At 75.3% G+C, this 20,352-nt stretch carries 14 protein-coding genes; 6 read left to right on the plus strand and 8 right to left on the minus strand.

All coding sequences use genetic code 11. From position 1 onward, the window contains the following. Positions 1-23: 23 nt before the first annotated feature. Both LIV55_RS04805 and LIV55_RS04810 read right to left on the minus strand, forming a co-directional pair. On the minus strand, positions 24-3,326 hold the full coding sequence (locus LIV55_RS04805; RefSeq protein WP_123092134.1) for an ATP-dependent helicase: 3,303 nt from the start codon (positions 3,324-3,326) through the stop codon (positions 24-26). Continuing rightward, positions 3,323-6,559, minus strand: coding sequence for a UrvD/REP family ATP-dependent DNA helicase (locus LIV55_RS04810; RefSeq protein WP_229299348.1), 3,237 nt, complete (start codon positions 6,557-6,559; stop codon positions 3,323-3,325). The genes LIV55_RS04805 and LIV55_RS04810 overlap by 4 nt, the downstream gene beginning before the upstream one ends. Positions 6,560-6,658: 99 nt before the next feature. Here LIV55_RS04810 and LIV55_RS04815 point away from each other — a divergent pair, with 99 nt between their 5' ends. From LIV55_RS04815 to LIV55_RS04825, 3 genes are all read left to right on the plus strand, one after another. Beyond that, entirely contained in the window at positions 6,659-7,339 is a 681-nt protein-coding gene (locus LIV55_RS04815; RefSeq protein WP_229299349.1) for a TetR/AcrR family transcriptional regulator, read from the plus strand. A 43-nt stretch (positions 7,340-7,382) separates the two neighbouring features. Continuing rightward, positions 7,383-7,604 carry a DUF3107 domain-containing protein gene (locus LIV55_RS04820; protein ID WP_123092362.1) on the plus strand — a complete coding sequence of 74 codons (222 nt, stop codon included), beginning with the start codon at positions 7,383-7,385 and terminating at the stop codon, positions 7,602-7,604. A gap of 181 nt (positions 7,605-7,785) precedes the next feature. After that, the gene (locus LIV55_RS04825; protein ID WP_123092137.1) at positions 7,786-8,052 is read left to right on the plus strand and encodes a GlsB/YeaQ/YmgE family stress response membrane protein; all 267 of its coding nucleotides are present in this window, start codon (positions 7,786-7,788) and stop codon (positions 8,050-8,052) included. A gap of 54 nt (positions 8,053-8,106) precedes the next feature. On the opposite strand, the gene LIV55_RS04830 is transcribed toward LIV55_RS04825, so the two are convergent. Continuing rightward, a complete protein-coding gene (locus LIV55_RS04830) occupies positions 8,107-8,817 on the minus strand; it encodes a ferritin-like fold-containing protein (RefSeq protein ID WP_201467515.1) in 711 nt (236 codons plus the stop codon). A gap of 207 nt (positions 8,818-9,024) precedes the next feature. Between LIV55_RS04830 and LIV55_RS04835 the strand changes: the two genes are divergently transcribed. After that, positions 9,025-10,653 (plus strand): DEAD/DEAH box helicase, encoded by a 1,629-nt coding sequence (locus LIV55_RS04835; protein ID WP_229299350.1) that lies wholly within the window; start codon positions 9,025-9,027, stop codon positions 10,651-10,653. 12 nt (positions 10,654-10,665) lie between these two features. Continuing rightward, positions 10,666-12,348 carry a glycosyltransferase family 4 protein gene (locus LIV55_RS04840; RefSeq protein WP_229299351.1) on the plus strand — a complete coding sequence of 561 codons (1,683 nt, stop codon included), beginning with the start codon at positions 10,666-10,668 and terminating at the stop codon, positions 12,346-12,348. Between the two features lie 117 nt (positions 12,349-12,465). Here the strand turns inward: LIV55_RS04840 and LIV55_RS04845 are convergent, their stop codons facing one another. Genes LIV55_RS04845 through LIV55_RS04860 form a run of 4 tightly spaced genes read right to left on the minus strand, consistent with a single transcriptional unit; the run spans position 12,466 to position 18,059 of the window. Further along, a complete protein-coding gene (locus LIV55_RS04845; protein ID WP_229299352.1) occupies positions 12,466-13,065 on the minus strand; it encodes a hypothetical protein in 600 nt (199 codons plus the stop codon). 56 nt (positions 13,066-13,121) lie between these two features. Then, positions 13,122-14,867: a glycosyltransferase family A protein gene (locus tag LIV55_RS04850; RefSeq protein WP_229299353.1), complete on the minus strand. Its 1,746-nt coding sequence runs from the start codon at positions 14,865-14,867 to the stop codon at positions 13,122-13,124. A 58-nt stretch (positions 14,868-14,925) separates the two neighbouring features. Further along, positions 14,926-16,956 (minus strand): glycosyltransferase family A protein, encoded by a 2,031-nt coding sequence (locus LIV55_RS04855; protein WP_229299354.1) that lies wholly within the window; start codon positions 16,954-16,956, stop codon positions 14,926-14,928. Positions 16,957-16,958: 2 nt separating this feature from the next. Beyond that, positions 16,959-18,059, minus strand: coding sequence for an NAD(P)-dependent alcohol dehydrogenase (locus tag LIV55_RS04860; RefSeq protein WP_372456494.1), 1,101 nt, complete (start codon positions 18,057-18,059; stop codon positions 16,959-16,961). Positions 18,060-18,143: 84 nt separating this feature from the next. On the opposite strand from LIV55_RS04860, the gene LIV55_RS04865 reads away from it, so the two are divergent. Then, positions 18,144-19,535: a hypothetical protein gene (locus tag LIV55_RS04865; protein WP_229299355.1), complete on the plus strand. Its 1,392-nt coding sequence runs from the start codon at positions 18,144-18,146 to the stop codon at positions 19,533-19,535. A 15-nt stretch (positions 19,536-19,550) separates the two neighbouring features. Here the strand turns inward: LIV55_RS04865 and LIV55_RS04870 are convergent, their stop codons facing one another. Further along, positions 19,551-20,324: a ParA family protein gene (locus tag LIV55_RS04870; protein WP_068277444.1), complete on the minus strand. Its 774-nt coding sequence runs from the start codon at positions 20,322-20,324 to the stop codon at positions 19,551-19,553. Between the last annotated feature and the right edge of the window lie 28 nt (positions 20,325-20,352).

Genomic DNA, 20,352 nt, shown 5'->3' on the forward strand with positions numbered 1-20,352 from the left:
CTCGAGCCGCCCAGGCCTCAGGCTCAGGCCTCGTCAGGCCCCAGCAGGGCGGCGATCTCGGCCTCGTCGGCGAGCGGGGGCTTGACGGTCTCGCCGGTCGCGCCGTAGTAGAAGGCTGCACGCACCTGCTCCGCGGGCAGACCCGTCCAGCGCGCGTACGCCACGCGGTAGACGCTCAGCTGCAACGCGGCTGCTGCCGCGCTCTCGCCGGTCGGCGGGCGCCCGGTCTTCCAGTCCACGATGGTCACCCCGCCGTCGGGGTCGGCGAAGACCGCGTCGACCCGCCCGCGCACGGCGCGCCCGGAGATCACGACCTCGAGGCTGAGCTCGACCTCGACGGGGGTGCGCTCGGCCCACGGGCTGGCGAGGAAGCGCTCGCGCAGCGCGGGCAGACCCGGGTCGTCGACCGCGGCGTCGGCCCGACCCGGCAGGTCGTGCACGTCGACCATCGCCGCGGCGCCGTAGTGCTGCTCGACCCACGCGTGGAAGGCGGTGCCGCGCCGGGTGTGCGGGGAGGGGGCCTGGGGCATGGGCCGACGCAGCCGGGAGGCGAAGTCGGCCTCGTCGCGGGCCAGGGAGACCAGGGCCGAGGTCGACAGGTGCTCGGGCAGGGCCACCTGGGGCGAACGGCGGGCCCGCGCCGCGTCACGCTCGCGCAGCAGCAGGGTGATCTCGTCGTCGAGCGGGTGCCGGTCGGTCGCGCCGTCGAGCGCGGGTGCCCCGCCGAGGACGACGGGCACCGCCTGCTCCATCGCGGGCCGGTCTTCCGAGGTCACGGGGGCCGGCCACACGACAGCACGTTCGAGCTCGAGGAGGGGGTTGGGCTCGCCGGGCTCGGGCATCGGGGCCTGGGCGATCTGGTGCACGCCGGGCAGGGCGACGACCTCGTCGAAGAAGCGCGAGGGCAGGCGCGGGGTGCGACCGGTGCTCGCCCATACCGCCGAGGTGAGCAGCAGGTGCTGCCGGGCCCGGGTGAGCGCGACGTAGGCGAGGCGGCGCTCCTCGGTGATGACCTGCTCACCGCCCGCGCTCTTGAAGGCGTCGACGTCGTCGCGGATCTCGTGCGGGGTGGCACCGTGCTCGGCGAGCTCGGGCAGCCCCCCGCGGTCGCCGCGCAACGGGTACGGGAGCCCTCCCTCGGTCGCGGCGAGCCAGCCCGGGTCGGTGACCCGTCCGAGCTCCCAGCCGCCGTCGACGGCGCGCGCCCGGGCCGCGTGCGAGGGGAAGGTGCCCTCGACGAGACCGGGCACGGCGACGACGTCCCACTCGAGCCCCTTCGCCGCGTGGCAGGTGAGCACCTGCACGGCGTCGGGAGTCGGCTCGACGACGGGCCGGTCGAGGCCGCGCTCCTCGGCGATGGCCGCCTCGACCCAGTCGACGAAGCCGCCGAGCGTCGCCCGGTCGGCACCGGCGGCGAACTGCGCGGCGACGTCGGCGAAGGCGTCGAGGTGAGCCCGCGCCGCGCCGGCGCTCCAGCCGGGGCGGGCGAGGACCTCGACGTCGACGCCGAGGACCCGCTCGGCCTCGACGACGAGATCGGGCAGGGGCTGTCCAGCGGCGAGGCGCAGCCGGCCGACCCCGGCGGCGAGGGCCCGCAGCCGCGACAGGCCGCGGGCGCTGATGTGCTCGCCCCCCGGTCCCCGCCACTGCTCGTCGGGCAGGTCGTCGAGCGCGTCGACGATCGTCAGCTCGTCGCGAGAGTCCGGGGCGAGGTCCTGGCCGACCCCGCGCTGGGGCGGACGCCCGCTCGCCCGCGCGTACGCGGCGAGGGCGGCGATGTCCGCTGCGCCGAGCCGGCAGACGGGCCCGGTGAGCAGCCGCATGAGCCGGTCGCCGCGGGCAGGGTCCTGCACGACGGTGAGGAGGGCGACGACGTCGGCGACCTCGGGGGTGAGCAGCAGACCGCCGAGGCCGACGACCTCGTGCGGGATGTCACGGGCCGCCAGGGCAGCCGTGATCGCGGTGAACTGCGAGCGCTTGCGGCACAGCACCGCGGCCGAGCGTCGTCCGTCGCCGCGTCGCTCCTGCACCCACCGTGCCACGAGGTCGGCCTCGGCGGCGGCGTCGCTCACGCGCGCCGCCCACACCTGGCCGCGGCCCGCCCCGGGCCGGGCGTCTAGGGGCAGCACCGGCACGGCGCTGCCCGCCCGCAGCGGCTCTGCCACGGCGTTGGCCGCCTCGAGCACCGCGTCGTCGTTGCGCCAGCTGCGCGACAGGTGGAGCACCGGCGCGCCGCCGAAGCGCTCGGGGAAGGTCGCGAGCGTCGTCGCGCTCGCCCCTCGCCAGGCGTAGATCGACTGGTGCGGGTCGCCGACCGCCGTCACCGGGCTCGGCGGGCGCCCCTGCGGGGCGAAGAGGCTCGTCATGAGCACGAGCTGCGCCTCGGAGGTGTCCTGGAACTCGTCGAGCAGCACGACGCGGTAGCGGCCCCGCTCCCCAGCACCGACGACCGGCACCTCCTGCGCCAGCCGGGCAGCGAGCGCCATCTGGTCGCTGAAGTCGAGCACCCCACGCTCGTGCTTGAGGTCGAGGTAGCGGCGCACGACGGGGAGCACGAGCGCCCGTCGGCGCAGGGCGGTCGCCTGGTCCCGGACGGCCTTGAGCCCCTTCGGCGCGGCGGCGTCGGCGGCGAGCCACCGGCCGGCGACCGTCTCGAGGTAGGCCTGCGCCTCCTCGGGCGCCCTCAGGTGCTCGGCGAGCTCGCCGGACAGCGCGAGCACCATCGAGGTGACCGTCGACTCGACCCAGTCGAGCTCCTCCATCGGGCCGTCGTAGGACAGGACGGCCTCGTGCGCGAGCTGCCACGACGCCGCCTCGGTGAGCAGCCGCGCGTCGCGCTCGCGTCCCAGCAGCGGCCCGTGCTCGCGCACGAGCGCGCCCGCGTACGAGTGGTAGGTCGTCACGGTGGGCGCCCCGGGCAGCACGAGCGCGCCGGCGTCGTCGCGCTCGGGCGGCGACCACAGCCCCGAGTCGGCGAGCGCCGCGAGCCGGGCACCCACCCGGTCGGCGAGCTCGCCCGCGGCCTTGCGGGTGAAGGTGAGCCCGAGGACCTCCTCGGGGCGCACGAGGTCGTTGGCGACGAGCCAGACGACGCGCGCGGTCATCGTCTCGGTCTTGCCCGACCCGGCCCCGGCGACGACGAGCTGGGGCTGCAGCGGGGCCTCGACGATCGCGGCCTGCTCCGGCGTCGGGGCATGCTCCTGCCCCAGGGCACGGCTGACGTCGAGCGCCGAGTAGCGCGGTCCGTCGGCGACCGCGGTCGTGCTCGCCCGACCGGCCGGGAGCAGGTCGGCGAGGTCGTCGAAGAGGCTCGGCTGGTCGCTCATCGCAGGGTCCCCCCTTCGTGATGGGTCGGGCAGGAGGTGCGCACGGGGCACCGCGAGCACATCGCCTCCTCGGGGCGGGCGACCATGTGCGCCGCGGACATGCCGTCGGCGGCCGCCGCGACCGCGTCGTGCGCCCACCGCGGGTCGTCGGCGTCGCGCAGGGGCACCTGCGCCTGGACGAAGGTGCGCGACGTCGCCGCCCGCCCGAGCTGCACGAGCACCGCGCCGGCGCTGCTCGAGCCGTGCTCGCCGAAGCCGCCCTCCTCGACGGCGACCTGGTACGCGCCGAGCTGGCGGTGCTCGGCGAGCTCGTCGCCCGTGGGCTTGGTCGAGCCGGTTTTGAGGTCGACGACCCGCAGCGCCCCGTCGGCGTCACGACGCTCGAGCCGGTCGACCCTGCCGCCGATGCGGGCCCGGCCGACGGTAGCGGCGAAGGGGATCTCGACCCCCGCGAGCGACCACCCCTCGGTGCGGGCGCGCACGTAGTAGTCCGCGAGCCACCGGCCCATGACCTGGGCACGGCGCAGGTGCTGCTCGCCGACCCAGCCCGGGGGCTGCCCGAGCTGGGGCCAGCGCCGCTCGATCTCGGCGGCGATGCTCGCGTGGTCGGCGTCGGGCAGGTCCTCGGCGACGGCGTGGACGAGGGTGCCGATGTCGGCGGAGACGTGACTGGCTCCCCCGCCGCCCGAGCTCGTGAGCAACCAGCGCAGACCGCACGTGTCGAAGGCCTCGACCTGCGAGGGCGAGACCCGGACGAGCTCGTCGAGACCGCGCAGCGGGCGCTCGTCGCTGCGGTCGCGCAGCGCCCACCACTGGTCGGGGTCGGCGCCGCGCACGCCGACCTCGCGCAGGTGCGCCAGCCGGGTCGCCGCGAGGTGCGCCCGCTCGGGCTCGGCGAGCTCCTGGCGCAGCCGGGCGACGACACCGACGAGGTCGAGCGGCATCGGCGCCTCGTGCGTCTCGCGCCGACCGACCCCCGCCGGCAGCGGGTCGACGACGGAGAGGAAGGGCGAGGGCTGCTCGTCCTCGGAGGACACGGCGGTGAGCAGCACGTGCTCGCTCGCCCGGGTGATCGCGACGTGGAGCATCCGCGTCTCGTCGTAGCGGACCTGCGCGCGAGCCGCCTCGGCACGGTCGTCGGCGCCCGGGTCGCCCGGTCCCGAGCCGACCGCGGCACGACCGGTGACGACGTCGACGAGCTCGGTCGAGCCCAGCAGCGACCCGCGCAGGCGCAGGTCGGGCCACACGCCCTCCTGCACCCCGGCGACGACGACCCGTCGCCACTGCCGGCCCGCGGCGGCGGCCGGCGTGACGATGGCGACGGCCCCGGTGTCGGGGCTGCGGTCGGCCAGGGAGTCCGCGGCGACCTCCTCCTGGGCGACGGAGAGCAGGAAGGACTCGGGTCCGCTGCCGGGCCGGGCGTCCTCGTGGGCCGCCGCAGCCGAGAAGAGCGCGACGACGGCGTCGAGGGCCTCGTCGGCCCGGGCTCCCCCGGCGCCGCCGGCGAGCGCTCGCTCGCGCCAGAGGTCGGCGACCTCCACGGCCTCCCACGCCGCCCAGAGCACCCCTTCGCCGCTCACGCCCTGCGCCCACCGTCCGTCCTCGACGACGGCCGCGGCGCGCGCAGAGGCGACGACCCGGGCGAGCCGCGCCAGCGGCGCGACGTCGGGGCGCTCGAGGAGGAGGTGGTCGACCCAGGCCGGGTCGACGGTGCCCTGCTGGAGCAGCTCGTCGCTGGAGCGCCCGCCCTCGTCGGCGAGCTCGGCCGCACGCAGCGCGCGACGCAGCCGGCGCACGGCGACGGTGTCGGCCCCGAGCAGCGGCGAGGTGAGCAGGGCCAGGACCTCCTCGACGTCGGGCAGCTCGCGGTGCCCGCGCTGGAGGTCGACGACGAGACGCAGGAGGAGCAGCAGCGGGGCGACGCTCGGCTGGTCTCGAAGGGGGACGTCGGCCGAGGCCGAGGTGACGGGCACGCCCCGGGCGGCGAGCACCCGGCGCAGCGTCGACTGCCGCCCCGCCCCGCGGACGACGACGGCGAGCTCGTCCCACGGGACGCCGTCGACGAGGTGGGCCCGGCGCAGGGCGTGCGCCACGTAGCCGGCCTCCTGGGCCTGGGAGCGCAGCACCCGCACGGTGCACGTGCCGTCGTCGTGCGCCGCGCTCGCGCCGCGGTGCACCCCGCCGCCGAGCGCCCCGATGCGGGCGACGACGCGTGCGTCCGCCTCGGCCACCGCGGCGGCCACCCGGTAGCCCGTGCGCAGGACCACCCGCTCGACGCGGCGACCGGCCCAGTCGCCGAGGAAGAGCGCGGGGTCGGCCCCACGGAAGCCCTGGACGCTCGAGTCGGGGTCTCCGAGGAGCACGAGGGGCACTCCCGAGGCGGCGAAGACTCGCAGCAGCCGGGCTGCCGGGGCGGTGAGCTCGTGCGCGTCGTCGACGACGACGCAGCCGACGGAGCGCAGCGCGCGCACCCGGGCCTCGGCGTCGCCCTCGAGCAGCTCGGCCGCGGCGGTGAGCACCCACGCGGGGTCGTAGGCGCCGGGTGTCGCGAGCGCACCGACCTGCTCGTACTCCTCGAAGACCTCGGCCGCCGCGACCCACTCCGGGCGCCCGTGACGCGCCCCGAGGTCGCGCAGGTCGTCGGCGGTCAGCCCGTGCTCGACCGCCCGCATGAGCAGGTCGCGCAGCTCGTCGCGCATCGCCCGGGTGGGCAGGGCCTCGTGGAGGCGCTGCGGCCAGCGCGGACCGGTACCGGTCTCCGCGTGGCCGGCGAGCAGGTCCGAGAGCACGAGGTCCTGCTGGGCGCCGGAGACCAGGCGTGGCGGCGGCAGCCCGTCGACCGCGGCCTGCGCGCGGAGCACGGCGAAGCCCAGGCTCTGCACCGTGCGGGCGAGGGGGACCGCGGCGGCCCCGGTGAGCCCCGAGGTCACCGCGTCGCGCAGGTCGGCCGCCGAGCGGCGGGTGGCCCCGACGAGGACGACCTCGTCGGGCCGGCACTCGCCCGTGCGCACGCGGTCCAGCGCGCACTCGACCGCGACGGCCGTGCGACCGGTGCCCGGCCCGCCGAGCACGACGAGCACCTCGGCCCGCGCGTCGACCGCGGCGGCCTGGTCGTCGTCGAGACGCTCCCGGCCGAGCCGGCGGACCCCGCCGGCCCCCGGGCGGAGGCGACGCGCGAGGGCGACGGGGGTCGCCCCCTTCGCCCCCGGTCCGCTCGTCTGCGTCGTCGTCATGCACCCATCCCATCACCCGTGCCCGACAGCCCGCCGACGCCCGCCGCGGGGGCTACCCGTGGGTACGATGAGGGGTACGGCTCAGACGCGGGAGGACCCATGACCAGCACGCCCCACCGGGTGCAGCGGCTGCCGCGCGCGCAGCGCCGAGCCCAGCTCCTGCAGGCCGCCCAGACCGTCTTCGTGCGCAAGGGCTACCACGCCGCCGCGATGGAGGACATCGCCGACGAGGCGGGGGTCTCCAAACCCGTCCTCTACCAGCACTTCCCCGGCAAGCTCGAGCTCTACCTCGCGCTCCTGGAGAGCGAGTGCGACCGCCTCGAGAGCCTCGTCCTCGAGGCCCTCGACAGCACCGACGACCACAAGGAGCGGGTCTACGCGACGATCGCGGCCTTCTTCGAGTTCGTCGGCGACGAGGGCGAGGCCTTCCGCCTCGTCTTCGAGTCCGATCTCACCGGCGACTCGCGGGTGCGTCACCGCATCGACGCGCTCGAGGCCCAGCTCGGCGACGCGATCAGCCACCGCATCGCGCAGGACACGGGTCTGCCCAAGAGCTTCTCCGACCTGCTGGGCGTGACCCTGGCGGGCATGTCGCAGGTCTCCGCCCGGGCGTGGCTCGCGCACAGCGCGACGATCCCGCAGGCCGACGCGGCCCTGGCCGCCGGCCACCTCGCGTGGCGCGGCCTCAGCTCCTACCCCAGCGAGGCGACGCTGCGCGGCGGCGCGGGCGCCGAGGCGGGCGGAGGGGGAGCCGCGGGCGGCGGTGACGGCGGCGCCTGACAAGATCGGCTCGTACACCGCACCTGCGAAGAAGGGACCCTCCGTGGAGGTCAAGATCGGCATTCAGAACGTCGCCCGCGAGATCGTCATCGACGCCACGGGCAGCGAGGACCAGATCGTCGCCGCCGTCGAAGCGGCGCTGGGCGGGCAGGCCCTCGACCTGCGTGACGAGCGCGGTCGCCGCGTCGTCGTGCCCGCCGGCGCCCTCGGCTACGTCGACCTCGGCGAGCCCTCGCGCGGCCGAGTGGGCTTCGGCGCCTCCTGACGTCGTCCGCCCAGGTCAGCAGCCTGGCGGACGTCACGGGGCGGCGTCCAGCGGTCTCTCAGGATCCCTGGACGCCGTCCCCGATTTCGTGCCTCAGGTGTCCTAGCATCGAGCGCATGGCCGGGTCTCCGGCCAGTCACCCCCCGGCGCACCCTGCCGGGATCTTGAAAGGAAGGCTCCCATGCTCTGGACCATCATCGTGGCCATCATCGTCGGCGCCATCATCGGTGCCCTCGCACGTCTCGTGCTGCCGGGCCGTCAGTCGATCTCGATGGTCGTCACGATCATCCTCGGCATCCTCGGGTCGCTCATCGGCTCCTGGATCTACGCCTCCCTCGGTGGCGGCGAGACCAATGGCATCGACTGGATCGCCAACGCCATCGGCGTCGTCTGCGCCGCGGCTCTCATCGTCATCTACGGCATGGTCACCGGACGCAAGCAGGTCTGAGCGTCACGAACCTTCGCGACGGCCCCCGGCTCCTGCCGGGGGCCTTCGTCATGCCTAGGCCGACAGGCCGAGTCGCGCCATGCGCTGCTGGTGGGCGTCGGTGAGCCGCTGCATGATCGCGCCCATCTCGCCGAGGTCGGCACCGGGCCGCGAGTGGCTCTGGCCGAGGATGAGCTCGACGAGCGCCTCGCGGTGCGCCGCGACGAGCTGGCCCTGCGAGAGCGCCTCACCCATGAGCCGGCGCCCCCACAGCGCGAGCGGCCCGGCGAGGTGGCGGTCGGCCCGGATCTGGGCCCGCACCTCCTCGACGATGACGTCGGTGCGCCCGTCGTCGGCCGAGGCCGCGGCGATGATCGCCCGCGACTCGTCGTCGACGAAGACGGAGATCTCGCGGAAGAAGTCGTCGGCGATCCCGTCGCCGATGTAGGCCTTGACGAGCGCCTCGGCGAGGTTGCGCGGCGCGGTGCGCGCGTGGAAGGAGTCGAAGGCCTCGACGAAGGGGGACATCGCGGCGACGGGGTCGGCGCCGAGGGCGCGGATGTGCCCGACGAGCAGCTCGTGGCTGTGGAACTCGCCGACCGCCATCCCGGCGACCGCGGTCTTGAGGCGCAGGTCGTCGGTGAGCTCGCTGTCGGCGGCCATCCGGGTGAAGCCCGACATCGTGCCGTAGGCGATCGCGCCGAGGAGGTCGACCACCCCTTCGCGCTCTCGCTCGCCGAGGTGCGCTCCGGCGCTCGCGGCGCTCGTCGAGGGGCTGTCGCTCATGAGACTTCAGCGTAGTCGTCGTCTCGGGGGCAGGCGGCTACCATGGGAGGGACCACGGTGCCCGGTCGGCACGCATCTTCTCGCCGGTCCGCGACGGACCGGCAGGCGGCGCCCAGCACGACGCCCCGCCCGCAGACCTCCGATCGGCCCGCCACGACGGCGTGACCCCACGTGCCCGCCGCTGATCGAGAGACCTCTGCACACCACATGAGCGACATCACCGAGCAGACCCCTGCCGCGACCGAGCCCGCGACCGACCTCCCCACCGTGGAGGAGACGGTCGAGCCCGTGGCGCAGGACGCCCCGCAGCCCACCTTCGCCGACTTCGGCGTCCACCCCGACATCGTCGCGAGCCTCGCCGACAGCGGGATCATCCACCCCTTCCCCATCCAGGCGATGACCTTGCCCGTCGCCCTCGGCGGCCACGACATCATCGGCCAGGCCAAGACGGGCACCGGCAAGACCCTCGGCTTCGGCGTCCCGATCCTCGACGGCATCGACACCGAGACCGACGACACCCGCCCCCAGGCCCTTGCCGTCGCCCCCACCCGTGAGCTCGCCGTCCAGGTCGCCAGCGACCTCGAGAAGGCCGGCAAGCGCCGCGGCATCAAGGTCCTCACCGTCTACGGCGGCCGGGCCTACGAGCCGCAGATCGAGGCGCTGCGCGAGGGCGTGCACGTCGTCGTCGGCACCCCGGGCCGGCTCATCGACCTCGCCCAGCAGAAGCACCTCGACCTCTCCGCCGCGCGCACCGTCGTGCTCGACGAGGCCGACGAGATGCTCGACCTCGGCTTCCTGCCCGACGTCGAGAAGATCATGGCGATGACCCCCGCGGGCCGCCACACGATGCTCTTCTCCGCGACGATGCCGGGCGCCATCGTCGCCCTCGCGCGTCGCTACATGAACCAGCCGACCCACATCCGCGCGATGACGGAGGACGGCGAGGACCGCCAGACCGTCAAGGCAATCGAGCAGTTCGTCTACCGCGCCCACGCGATGGACAAGGTCGAGATGCTCGCCCGCGTCCTGCAGGCCAAGGACCGCGGTCTGACGATCATCTTCAGCCGCACCAAGCGCACCGCCGCGAAGGTCGCCGACGAGCTGACCGACCGTGGCTTCGCCGCGGCCTCGATCCACGGCGACCTCGGCCAGGGCGCACGCGAGCAGGCGCTGCGCGCCTTCCGCAACGGCAAGGTCGACGTCCTCGTCGCGACCGACGTCGCCGCCCGCGGCATCGACGTCAGCAACGTCACCCACGTCGTCAACTACCAGTGCCCCGACGACGAGAAGACCTACGTCCACCGCATCGGTCGCACCGGTCGCGCCGGCAACACCGGCGTCGCGGTGACGCTCGTCGACTGGGACGACATGACGAAGTGGTCGGTCATCAACCGTCAGCTCGACCTCGGCATCCCCGAGCCCGTCGAGACCTACTCCTCCTCGCCCAACCTCTACGAGGACCTCGACATCCCGCAGGGCGCGAAGGGGCGTCTGCCCCGGGCCCAGCGCACCCGCGAGGGCCTGTCGGCCGAGGTCCTCGAGGACCTCGGCGAGACCGGCAAGTCCGGCGGTCGTCGCCCCCAGGGCGGTCGTGACGGCGGTCGCGGTCGCGACGGCGGGCGCGGCCGTGGCGAAGGGGGTCGCGGCGAAGGGGGTCGTGGCGACGGTGGTCGTGGCGACGGCGGTCGTGGCCGTGGCTCCCGCGAGGGCGGGGAGCGCCGCGAGGGCGCCTCGGCGTCCGGCGAGGGCGCCCCGCGCCGCAACCGGAACCGTCGCCGCACCCGCGGCGGTCAGGACGGCCAGACGAGCACGGGCTCGGCCCCGGCCCAGGGCTGAGGACTGCCGCCGGTGCCCTCGGGCCCTCGCGCCCGACGGGCGCTCACCAGTGCTGCGCGACGCGGGTACCGCGTCGCGCAGCGCCTGCGTCCGCGGGCGAGCGCGTCCGACGGCCGCCCCGCCGCGGCGGTGTGCGCGGAGCTCGAGGCGCTGACGCAGGACGGTCGGGGTGACGCCGCGGTCGCCCTCGTGCGCCGAGAGCTCGTCGCGCTGGGCCGCGACGTCGTCTTCCTCGACCTCGCCCGCCGCGCCGCGTCGCGTGCCGGCGAGCCGACGCTCCAGCTCGAGGTCGTCCGCGCGCAGCTCGCCGCGACCTCGCGGCTCGAGGCACCGGTCCGCGCGCGCCTCGAGCGCGCCCGCCGGCAGGTCGAGGGCCGGCTGCGCGAGACCGACCCGTCGTGGGCGCCGGGCGTGCCCGCCGAGGTCGTCGCGAGCGCCGTCGAGCTGCTCGACCAGACCCGCGCCGAGCGGGGCGGGGGTCTCCCCCTTCGCCCGGCTCACCTGCTGAAGATCGCGCTCCCCCAGCGCCAGTCCGGCTACTCCGTGCGCACCCGGTACAACCTCGCGGCCCAGGTCGAGGCCGGGCTTGACCCGGTGGCGGTCACCGCGCTCGACTTCGCCGCCGACGACGACTCGCCGCAGGACGTCCACGGCGTGCCGCACCACCACCTCCGGCGCGCCCAGGTGCCGGCGCACGAGACCCACGACGAGCACCTCGACGCGTACGCCCGCGCGCTCGCGCCGGTGCTCGCCGGTCTCGCCCCCGACCTGCTCCACGTGCACTCCGGCGGCCGCGGGTACGAGGCCGCGCTCGTCGGCGGCGCCGTCGCCCAGGCCCTCGGGCTGCCGTGGGTCTACGAGGTGCGCGGCTTCTTCGAGGCGACGTGGAGCCCGGACCCCGAGCACGCCGAGGGGGCCGAGACCTACCGGCGCCGGCGCGCGGCCGACACCCGCGCGATGCTCGCCGCCGATGCCGTCGTCACCCTCTCGGAGTCGATGCGCGGCGACATCGTCGGTCGTGGTGTGCCCGCCGAGCGGGTGCACGTCGTGCCCAACGGCGTCGACGCGCAGGCCTTCTCGCCGCGCGAGCGGAGCCCCGAGCTCGTGCAGCGCTACGGGCTCGAGGGCCGCTTCGTCTTCGGCTACGTCTCCAACCTCGACCACTACCGCGAGGCGCAGGAGCTGCTCGTCGACGCCGCGATGGCGCTGCGGGCGAAGGGGGTCGACGCCACCGCCCTCGTCGTCGGCGACGGGCAACGACGGGCCGAGGTCGAGGCGCACGCCGCGGCCGTCGGCGCGGGCGACGCCGTCGTCTTCACCGGGCGGGTCCCGCACGACGAGGTCCTCGACCACTACGCGCTCATGGACGTCTTCGTCGTCCCGCGCGTCGACGAGCAGGCCGCCCGGCTCGTCACCCCGCTCAAGCCCTTCGAGGCGATGGCGGCGGGCCTGCCCGTCGTCGTCTCCGACCTGCCCGCGCTCACGGAGATCACCGGGGCGGGTGCGCGCGGCGAGTCCTTCCCCGCCGGCGACGGCACCGCGCTCGCCGACGTCCTCGCCCGCCTGCACGCCGATCCGGCGCGGCGGGCCGAGCTCGCCGCGGCCGGTCGCGAGTGGGTGAGCACGCAGCGCTCGTGGAGCGCCAACGGCCCCCGCTACCAGGCCGTCTACGACGCCGTCCTGCGCGACCGCTGACCCCGCCGCTCCCCCTTCGCCCCGGGCTACGAAACCCTGCTGGCTGCCCTTCGACGAGCGAGGACCCTTTCGAAAGGGTCCTGACTGATCAAGAGGCAGCCGGCAGGGTTTCGTAGGTCAGGGGGTCTCGTCGAGGATCGGCGAGCACTCGCGGTCCTTCGTGGCCGGCGTGCGCCCGCACAGCGTGTGCTGCAGCGTGAAGGTCTGCTCCTGCTCGCGGCCGTCGACCTCGTAGGTGACCCGCACGCCGCGGATGGGCACGTCCTGGACGCGGTCGACCGTCAGGCCGAGGACGAGGGACCACGTCTGCGAGCCTCGGGGCAGCGGCCCCGCCGGGAGGCCGGTGCGGAAGTGGTCCGCCGCTCCCGGGTACCTCGCGAAGATCGAGCGCGGCGGGAACCTCGACTCCGCGAAGGCCATCTTCGACCCGCTGGAGTCCATCCAGCCCACGCCGGCCAGCGTGACGCCGTCGCCTGCGTCGATCGCCACGTCGGTGACGGTGACCGGCCCCTGGGCGGGGTCGGAGTGGACCGGTCCGAGCGACCACGACATCGGCACGTCCACGTCTGCCGACGTCGAGATAGCTGCGTCGGTCAGCTCTTGGATCGTCAGGGCGTCGGCGGGCTCCTCACGCCACCGCGCGGTCGACCACCAGCCCAGACCGGCGACGAGCACGAGGGCGACGATGGCCAGGGCCGCGACGACGGGACGCTTCATGCCCGGACGCTAGCGGTGCGAGAGACCCGCCGCAGCCGGTCGGCGCAGACGCGCCGTCAGACGTCGACGTGCTCGCGCGGGTCGCCGTAGAAGGCGACCCGGCCCGAGGCGTTCATGAAGCGCGCGTCCTCGATCGTCCACGTGTGCGCGTGGCGATCGGTCCCCCGGATCGACACGTAGCCGAAGCGGTCCGAGGAGTACGTGCGCATCCCCGCCGCCTGCACCCGGTCGAGCAGGTCGGTGTCGACGGCCCGCGGCAAGTCGGAGAAGCGCAGCCGCCGCATGACCTCGCCCTCGACGAGGATCGAGCCGCCCTGGACGAGCCGTGTGTACCGGTGCTCGTCCTTGGGGAAGCGCAGGACGACCGCGCCGGTGCTGCGCAGCCACGTGTAGTGGCACCACTTGCCGACCACCTGCGCGCCGGAGACGGCGAAGGCGTCGACGAGGTCGGTGAGGTAGTGCCGCCCGTAGAAGTTGTCGTCGTCGACCTTCGCGACGTAGCGACCGTCCGCGGCGTCGACGCCGAGGTTGAGGCAGGCCCCGAGCGTGAGGTCGGGGCGGGCCTGGCGCACGACGACGTCCTCGATCCCGCGGTCGCGCATCATCGCCTCGACCTCGGCGGGGCGGTCGTCGAGACCGTGCAGCACGAGGACGAGCTGGACGTTGCCATGCTGCGTCTCGACCTGCCGGGCGATGTTGTCGGCGACGGTCGTCAGCTCGTGCGACCTGTTCGTCGACACGACGGCGCTCACCCCGCGGTCGCCGCACACGCCGAGCGGGGTGCGCCGGGGCGGGTCGACGAGACCGGCGAGCCGGGAGATCGAGCTCACCCGGTCGGCGAAGGTGTGCCCGGCGCGGGCTGCGCGACCGGCGACGAGACCGGCCCGGTCGACGAGCTCGTCCTGCCACAGCGCGGCGACGACCTGCTGACGCATCGCGTCGTCGCCCTCGGCGACCGCGACCCCTTCGGCGATGTCGGCGGGCAGCCGGTCGGCGGCCTCGGGGGTGGCGAGGACGGGCGTGCCGGAGGCTGCGGCCTCGACGACCTGCCACCCCACCTTCGGCCGGTCGGCGACGACGGCGAGCGATCGGTAGTGGGCGAGCATCGGCCGGTCGCCGTCGGGTGCGGAGGCCGAGCCCTGGGCGCCGAGGACGTCGAGACGGGTGGGCTGCGCCGGCGCGAGCCGCGTCACGTCGTAGCCGGGGTCCCCGGTGATCGCGACGGCCTGCTCGCGCCGGCGGGCGGGCCCGGTGCGGGCGGGCGAGTGGACGAAGGGGTCGGCAGCCGGCCCGAGATGGGTGACCTCGCCGCCGAGCTCGGCGGCGTAGGCGGCGACGGCCTCGGCGTCGTCGACGGCCACGCGCAGCCGCGGGTCCGCCTCTCGAAGTCGCTGCAGCGCACGGGAGCCCGCGATCTCGACCTGGCTGCCCGTCACCCACGCCACGACGGGGATCCCGCAGCCGTGCGCGGCGGCGGCGAGCCGGACCTGGTCCTCGAGCGGCGCCTGCGCCGCGACCTCGCTGCTCGCGTCGACCTCGAGGAGCACGACGTCAGCCCCGACGACCTCGTCCTGCAGCCGCAGCAGGGGCGCGAGCCCGCGACGGACCCGCTCCCCGGCGTGGACGACGGCCCGCGGTGCGCTGGCGCGCGGTGCCGGCACCTCCTCGTCGAGGGGTGCCGCGACGAGCGCGTGACGGGCGCGGGCCGCGCGGGCCGCGCGCTGGTCGGCCGTCGCGTCACCGACGAGGCGTCGTGCCCGCTGCACGGGTCGGCGCAGGCTCGTCGACAGGTCCTTGGCCATCATGCTCCTCGCACGCGTGAGTGCCGCCCGGTCCCGGGCAGGCGGTGGTCACAGGATGTCAGGTGCGCGGGCGCACCTGGACCGCGACCTCGTCGCGGGCGGCGGCGGCCGGCACCCACCGCGGGGCGGGCACCCCCCACGTCGCGAGCTCGTCCTCGACGGCGGCCCGGGTCCACGCCAGGGTCACCCGGTGCGTGTGCGCGCCGTCGGGCTCGCCGACGAGCACCGCCCCGGCGCTGACGAGCGGTGCCGGGCGTCCCGCGACGGCGACCTCGGGCGTGCGCACCCACACGACGACGGCCTCGACGGCCTCCTCGGGGTGCACCTGGGTGACCGTCCCGGCGTCGACGAGACGCCGCACCGCGGCCTGCAGGCCCTTGCGGTACAGGCGCATCCGCGCGGGGTTCTCCCGGTGCAGGAGCGCGACGCGCAGACCGCTGGCGGCGAGCGCCTCGAGGTCCGCGGCGAGCGATGCCGGGTCGACCATCGTGTCGGCCGCGTCGTCGACGACGAGGACGTCGACGCGAGGGTGCGGCGCGTCGCTCGTCCACGCGCGCGGGGCGGCGAAGGGGGCCCGCTCGCCCAGGGTGACGGGCTCCCCCTTCGGCAGGGTGCGGTGCCACGCCTTGTACGCGGAGCGGTAGGCCAGACGGCCGCCGACGCCCCACCCGACGCCGAAGTCGGAGCGCGACAGCGACCCTGGCCGCAGCCGCGTGAGCTGCAGCGCCGGCTCGATCGTCGGGGGCTCGACCCCGGTGACCGCGACGACCCGCGCGTCGTACTCGCTGTCCGCGCTCTTGCGGACCTCGTCGAAGGGGCCGACGAGGGTCAGGGTCGAGCGGCGCAGCATCGGGCCGGCGGCGTTGTGCCGCACGGCGGGGTAGCCGGGCCAGGCGAGGTGGAGCCGGTCGTCGCCGCGCAGGGCGAGCGAGCGGGTCATCGGCAGGTCGGGGTCGGCGAGGAGCGGCAGCAGCGCGCGCTCGACCCGCTCGGGGTGGATCCAGTCGTCGGCGTCGAGGAAGGCGACGTACTCCCCCGTCGACGCCGCGACGCCCTCGTTGCGTGCGCGGTAGGCGCCGCCGTTGCTCTCCCGCGTGACGACCCGGGCCCGCGGGTGCAGCGCCGCCGCCCGCGCGATCGTCTCCGCGTGCTCGGGGCCCGAGGCGTCGTCGACGACGACGACCTCGACCTGCGGCCAGGTCTGGTCGAGCAGGGCGCGCATCGCCGTCGTCAGCCACGGACCGGGGCGGTAGGCGGTGACGACGACGCTGACGAGCGGCAGCACGGCGGGGTCGCCACCGGCCTCGCGGACCCGCGCGGGCAGACCCTCGCGCAGCACGGCGAGCTCGGCCGGGTCGGGACCGACCCGGTCCAGCACCGGCAGCTCCTCGAAGGCCGCGACCGCCCCTGCGCCGACGACGTCGGCGAGCTCGTCGTCGTCGAGCAGCCGCGGCACGAGCATCCCCGCCTCGCGCCACCGGCGGGTGACGCCGGACCACCAGGTCGCCTCGTCGCCCCCCAGGTCGGGGTGCGCGAGATCGGTCTCGAGGTCGGCCCGCTCGTCGTCGGAGAGGGTCGTGAGCAGGGCGAGCTCGCGGCGCAGCCGCTGCTCGCCCGGCCCGGCGACGACGAGCGGCCCCGGCTCGGCCGCGCCGCGCATCCCGCGCAGGAGCGCGTGGGCGTAGAGCAGCGCCTGGCGCCCGGTGAGCTGGTCGGCCGCGCCGTCGGCGACGAGCCGCGAGACGACGTCGACGCCTGCCCGGACGTCCTGCCCGTCGTCGCCGACGAGGAGCAGCTCGGCGTGCCCGGCGCGCCAGCTCGGCGACCCGGTGCGCTCGGCGAGGAGACCGGCGACGTCGCGCAGCAGCGCCCCCTTCGTCCGCAGACCCGTCGCGACGACGTCGTCGACACCGATCTGCTCACCCGCCCGGGCGTACGCGGCGAGCAGCGGGTCGACGTCGCCGAGGCGCGTCGGGCGCAGCCGTGCCCGCAGCGGCTGGAGCACCCGTCGTCGCGCGGCGGGGTCGCCGCTGACGACGGCTCGGACCCCTCCCGCGGCGAGGGTGCGGGCGCGCTGCAGGCTGGCCACGCTCAGGCGGGGTTGATGGTGGAGGTGTCGATGACCGCGCGGTAGCGCACGTCGCCGGCGACGACACGCTCGTAGGCGGCGTCGACCGCGGTCGTGTCCGTGGCGTCGACGTGCTCGACCGTGGCGGCGATGCCGTGCTCGGCGCAGAAGTCGAGCATCTCCTGGGTGTCGGGGATCCCGCCGATGTTCGACCCGGCGATGGCCTTGTTGCCGACGATGAGCGAGCCGGGCGCGACGACGAGGTCGCCCGGGGGCAGCCCGACGTTGACGAGCGCGCCCTGGGGGCGCAGCAGCCGCACGTAGTCCTTCATGTCGAGATCGGCGCTGACGGTGTTGATGATGAGGTCGAAGGAGCCCTTGGCCGCGCGGAGCGCGCCCTCGTCCTTCGTCGCGATGTGGGTGCTCGCCCCGAGGTCCTTCGCGTCCTGCGCCTTGGCGTCCGAGCGGCTGATCGTCGTCACCTCGGCACCCATCGCCGCGGCGATCTTCACCGCCATGTGCCCCAGGCCGCCGACGCCGACGACGGCGACGCGACGACCCGGCCCGGCCCCCCAGCGCTTCAGCGGGACGTAGGTGGTGATCCCGGCGCACAGCAGCGGGGCGGCGACGTCGAGCTCGATCGCGTCGGGGACCCGCACGACCATGCTCTCGCTGACGACGACCTGCTGGGCGTAGCCGCCCTGCGTGATCTCGCCGTGGTAGTCCTTCGCGTTGTACGTGCCGACGGACCCGCGCTCGCAGAACTGCTCGTCGCCGTTCTTGCACTGCTCGCACTCGTGGCAGGCGTCGACGAGGCACCCGACACCCACGCGGTCGCCGACCGTGTACCGGGTGACGGCGGCACCGACGGCCGCGACGGTGCCGGCGATCTCGTGGCCGGGGGTCATCGGGTAGTGCGCGGGACCCCACTCGTCACGCACGGTGTGGATGTCCGAGTGGCAGATGCCGGCCCACGCGATGTCGATGAGGACGTCGTCGTCACGCAGCGCGCGACGCTGCAGACGCACCGCCTCGAAGGGGGCCCCGGCGGACGGGGTGGACAGCGCCGCCGTCTCGAAGGGGGTGCTGCCGTCGCGCTGGTCGGTGGTGGCCGAGCTGCTCACATGTGCCTCCTGGTCTCGCTCGCGGGGAGGGCTCCCCGCATCACGTCATCGTGACACGGCGCGGGCTGTGCCAGGGTGTGCGGGGTGAGCAGGTGGGGACGGGCAGCAGCGGTCGTGGCGCTCTCGACGGGGGCGCTCGGGCTCTCGGGGTGCGGCGACAGCGCGCCCGAGCGGGCGGCCCAGCTCAAGAGCGACCTCCAGGGGGTCCAGGGGGTCGCCTCGGTGGAGACGTCGACACCGAGCACGGGCCTCAGCCGCGCCGTCGAGGCGGAGGTGACCCTGTCGGGCGATCTCGACCGCGCCGCCTACGAGCGGGTCGCGCAGGCCTACCAGGACTTCCGCGACGACGACAGCAAGGGGATCTTCGGCAGCGAGGCCCAGGTGAGCGTCATCAGCGGCGAGGACAGCGCCCAGGTGCCCCGCGAGGCGGACGACCTGCCCCGCGCCGCCGGCTACGTCGAGCGGCTGTCGGGCGAAGGGGACCCGGTCACCGGCTTCGAGCTGCTGTGGTCGACGCGGCCCCGGATGAGCGTCATGACCGACGACCCGATGGCGACGATGCGCTCGTTGGCCACCGGCGACCGGGCGCTGCAGGGCGGCGGCGACCACCCGGTGCGCCTCACGACGACGACCAGCGGCACCGACGGCGACCTCGATCTCGAGGTCGAGCTCGGCACCCCGCGCATCGGCGGCCTGCTCGACGAGGTCGAGCAGGCTCGGGGCGCCCTGGAGAGCAGCGACCTCAGCCCCGTGCTCCGGCTGCGCGACGACGCGCTGACCGTCGAGATCGGTGGGGGCGGCACCTCCGGCGGCGTCACGCCGCAGCGGGTGCTCGACACGCATGACGACGTCGCGCGGGCGGTCTGCCCCGACGTCACGCTGACGACCACGAGCGGCGCCTCCCGGATCTTCGGCTGCGTGGACACCCAGCCCATGCACACCGCGCTCGACGGTCTCGGCGACGTCGAGCCGACGAGCCTGCGCAACCGGGACCGCGACCGCGACCGGCTCACCATCGCGCTGGGCTCGCCGGGCGACCTCGCGAGCGCGGCCACCGCCGACCTCGGTGACGGCGACGTCGTGCTGTCCTCGGGCACCGGCACCAACGGCACCGTGAGCGTCGGGGGCACGGCGTCGCAGCGCTCCAGGCTCGCGCCGCTCGCCCTCGCCGCGCACGCCCCCGGCCTGCACGTCACGGCCGGCAGCGCGTCGGAGCACGACGGCGTCGACCTCGCGATCCGCGGGCGCCTGGGCAACCCGCACACCACCTTCCGCGCGATGCGCGACGCCGGGTGGGAGGGCGACGTCGTCCTGGGCTACCGGTCCTTCGGCCGCGACCGCTCCGAGCTGCGCTGGCGCAGCAGCGCGACCGGCCCGGCCGTCGACGTCGGCCCGCTCGACGGGGACGCCGACGGCAAGCGGATCTCCGACCAGTCCCAACGCATCATCGACGCCTGGGACGCCAGCGCGAGCTGATCCCGCCGCCGGGCCCTAGAGGCGGGGCAGGAGCGACGCGGCGACGTCGCGGTAGGCCTGGGCGCCCTTGCTCGTGCGGGCCGTGTCGAGGACCGAGCGACCGATCGCGGGGGCCTCGGCGAAGCGCACGGTGCGCGGGATCGGCGGGCTGAGCACGGGCAGGCCGTAGCGCTCCCCGAGGTCGGCGAGCACCTCGCGGGCGTGGTTGGACCGGCCGTCGTACATCGTCGGCAGGATGCCGATGACCTCGAGCTTCTTGTTGAGCAGGCGGCGCACGTCGCGCACGGTGTCGAGCAGCTGGCCCACCCCGCGGTGGCTGAGCATCTCGGCCTGCATCGGGATGATGAGCCCGGTGCTCGCGGTGAGCGCGGCGAGAGTGAGCACGCCCAGGCTCGGGCTGCAGTCGAGCAGGACGACGTCGTAGTCGGCGCGCACCTCGTCGATGACGGAGGAGAGGACGAACTCACGGCCGGGCTTGGTGAGCAGCTGCGCCTCGGCCCCGGCGAGGTCGATCGAGGCGGGCAGCAGGTCGATGCCCTCGCCGGCCTCGACGAGCGCGTCACCGATCTCGGCCTGGCCGAGGACGACCTCGTGGGTCGAGAGCTCGACGACGTCGGGGTCGATGCCGAGGCTGAAGGTCAGGCTCGCCTGGGGGTCGAGGTCGATCAGCAGCACCCGCTTGCCGTGCTCGGCGAAGGCTGCGGCGAGGGAGGCGACGGTGGTGGTCTTCGCGACGCCGCCCTTCTGGTTGGCGACAGCGATGATCGCGGCCTTCTTCTTGCGTGGCACGGGCTTCCTCCGGGTGCGGGCTCGGTCG

This window comes from Janibacter melonis (assembly GCF_020567375.1).
Lineage (GTDB): Bacteria > Actinomycetota > Actinomycetes > Actinomycetales > Dermatophilaceae > Marihabitans > Marihabitans melonis.

What these genes read in the sequence shown, in the direction of transcription:
- LIV55_RS04805 (WP_123092134.1), bottom strand. Translation starts at nt 3,326, where the DNA reads ATGAGCGACCAGCCGAGCCTCTTCGACGACCTCGCCGACCTGCTCCCG.
- LIV55_RS04810 (WP_229299348.1), bottom strand. Translation starts at nt 6,559, where the DNA reads ATGACGACGACGCAGACGAGCGGACCGGGGGCGAAGGGGGCGACCCCC.
- LIV55_RS04815 (WP_229299349.1), top strand. Translation starts at nt 6,659, where the DNA reads ATGACCAGCACGCCCCACCGGGTGCAGCGGCTGCCGCGCGCGCAGCGC.
- LIV55_RS04825 (WP_123092137.1), top strand. Translation starts at nt 7,786, where the DNA reads ATGCTCTGGACCATCATCGTGGCCATCATCGTCGGCGCCATCATCGGT.
- LIV55_RS04830 (WP_201467515.1), bottom strand. Translation starts at nt 8,817, where the DNA reads ATGAGCGACAGCCCCTCGACGAGCGCCGCGAGCGCCGGAGCGCACCTC.
- LIV55_RS04835 (WP_229299350.1), top strand. Translation starts at nt 9,025, where the DNA reads ATGAGCGACATCACCGAGCAGACCCCTGCCGCGACCGAGCCCGCGACC.
- LIV55_RS04845 (WP_229299352.1), bottom strand. Translation starts at nt 13,065, where the DNA reads ATGAAGCGTCCCGTCGTCGCGGCCCTGGCCATCGTCGCCCTCGTGCTC.
- LIV55_RS04850 (WP_229299353.1), bottom strand. Translation starts at nt 14,867, where the DNA reads ATGGCCAAGGACCTGTCGACGAGCCTGCGCCGACCCGTGCAGCGGGCA.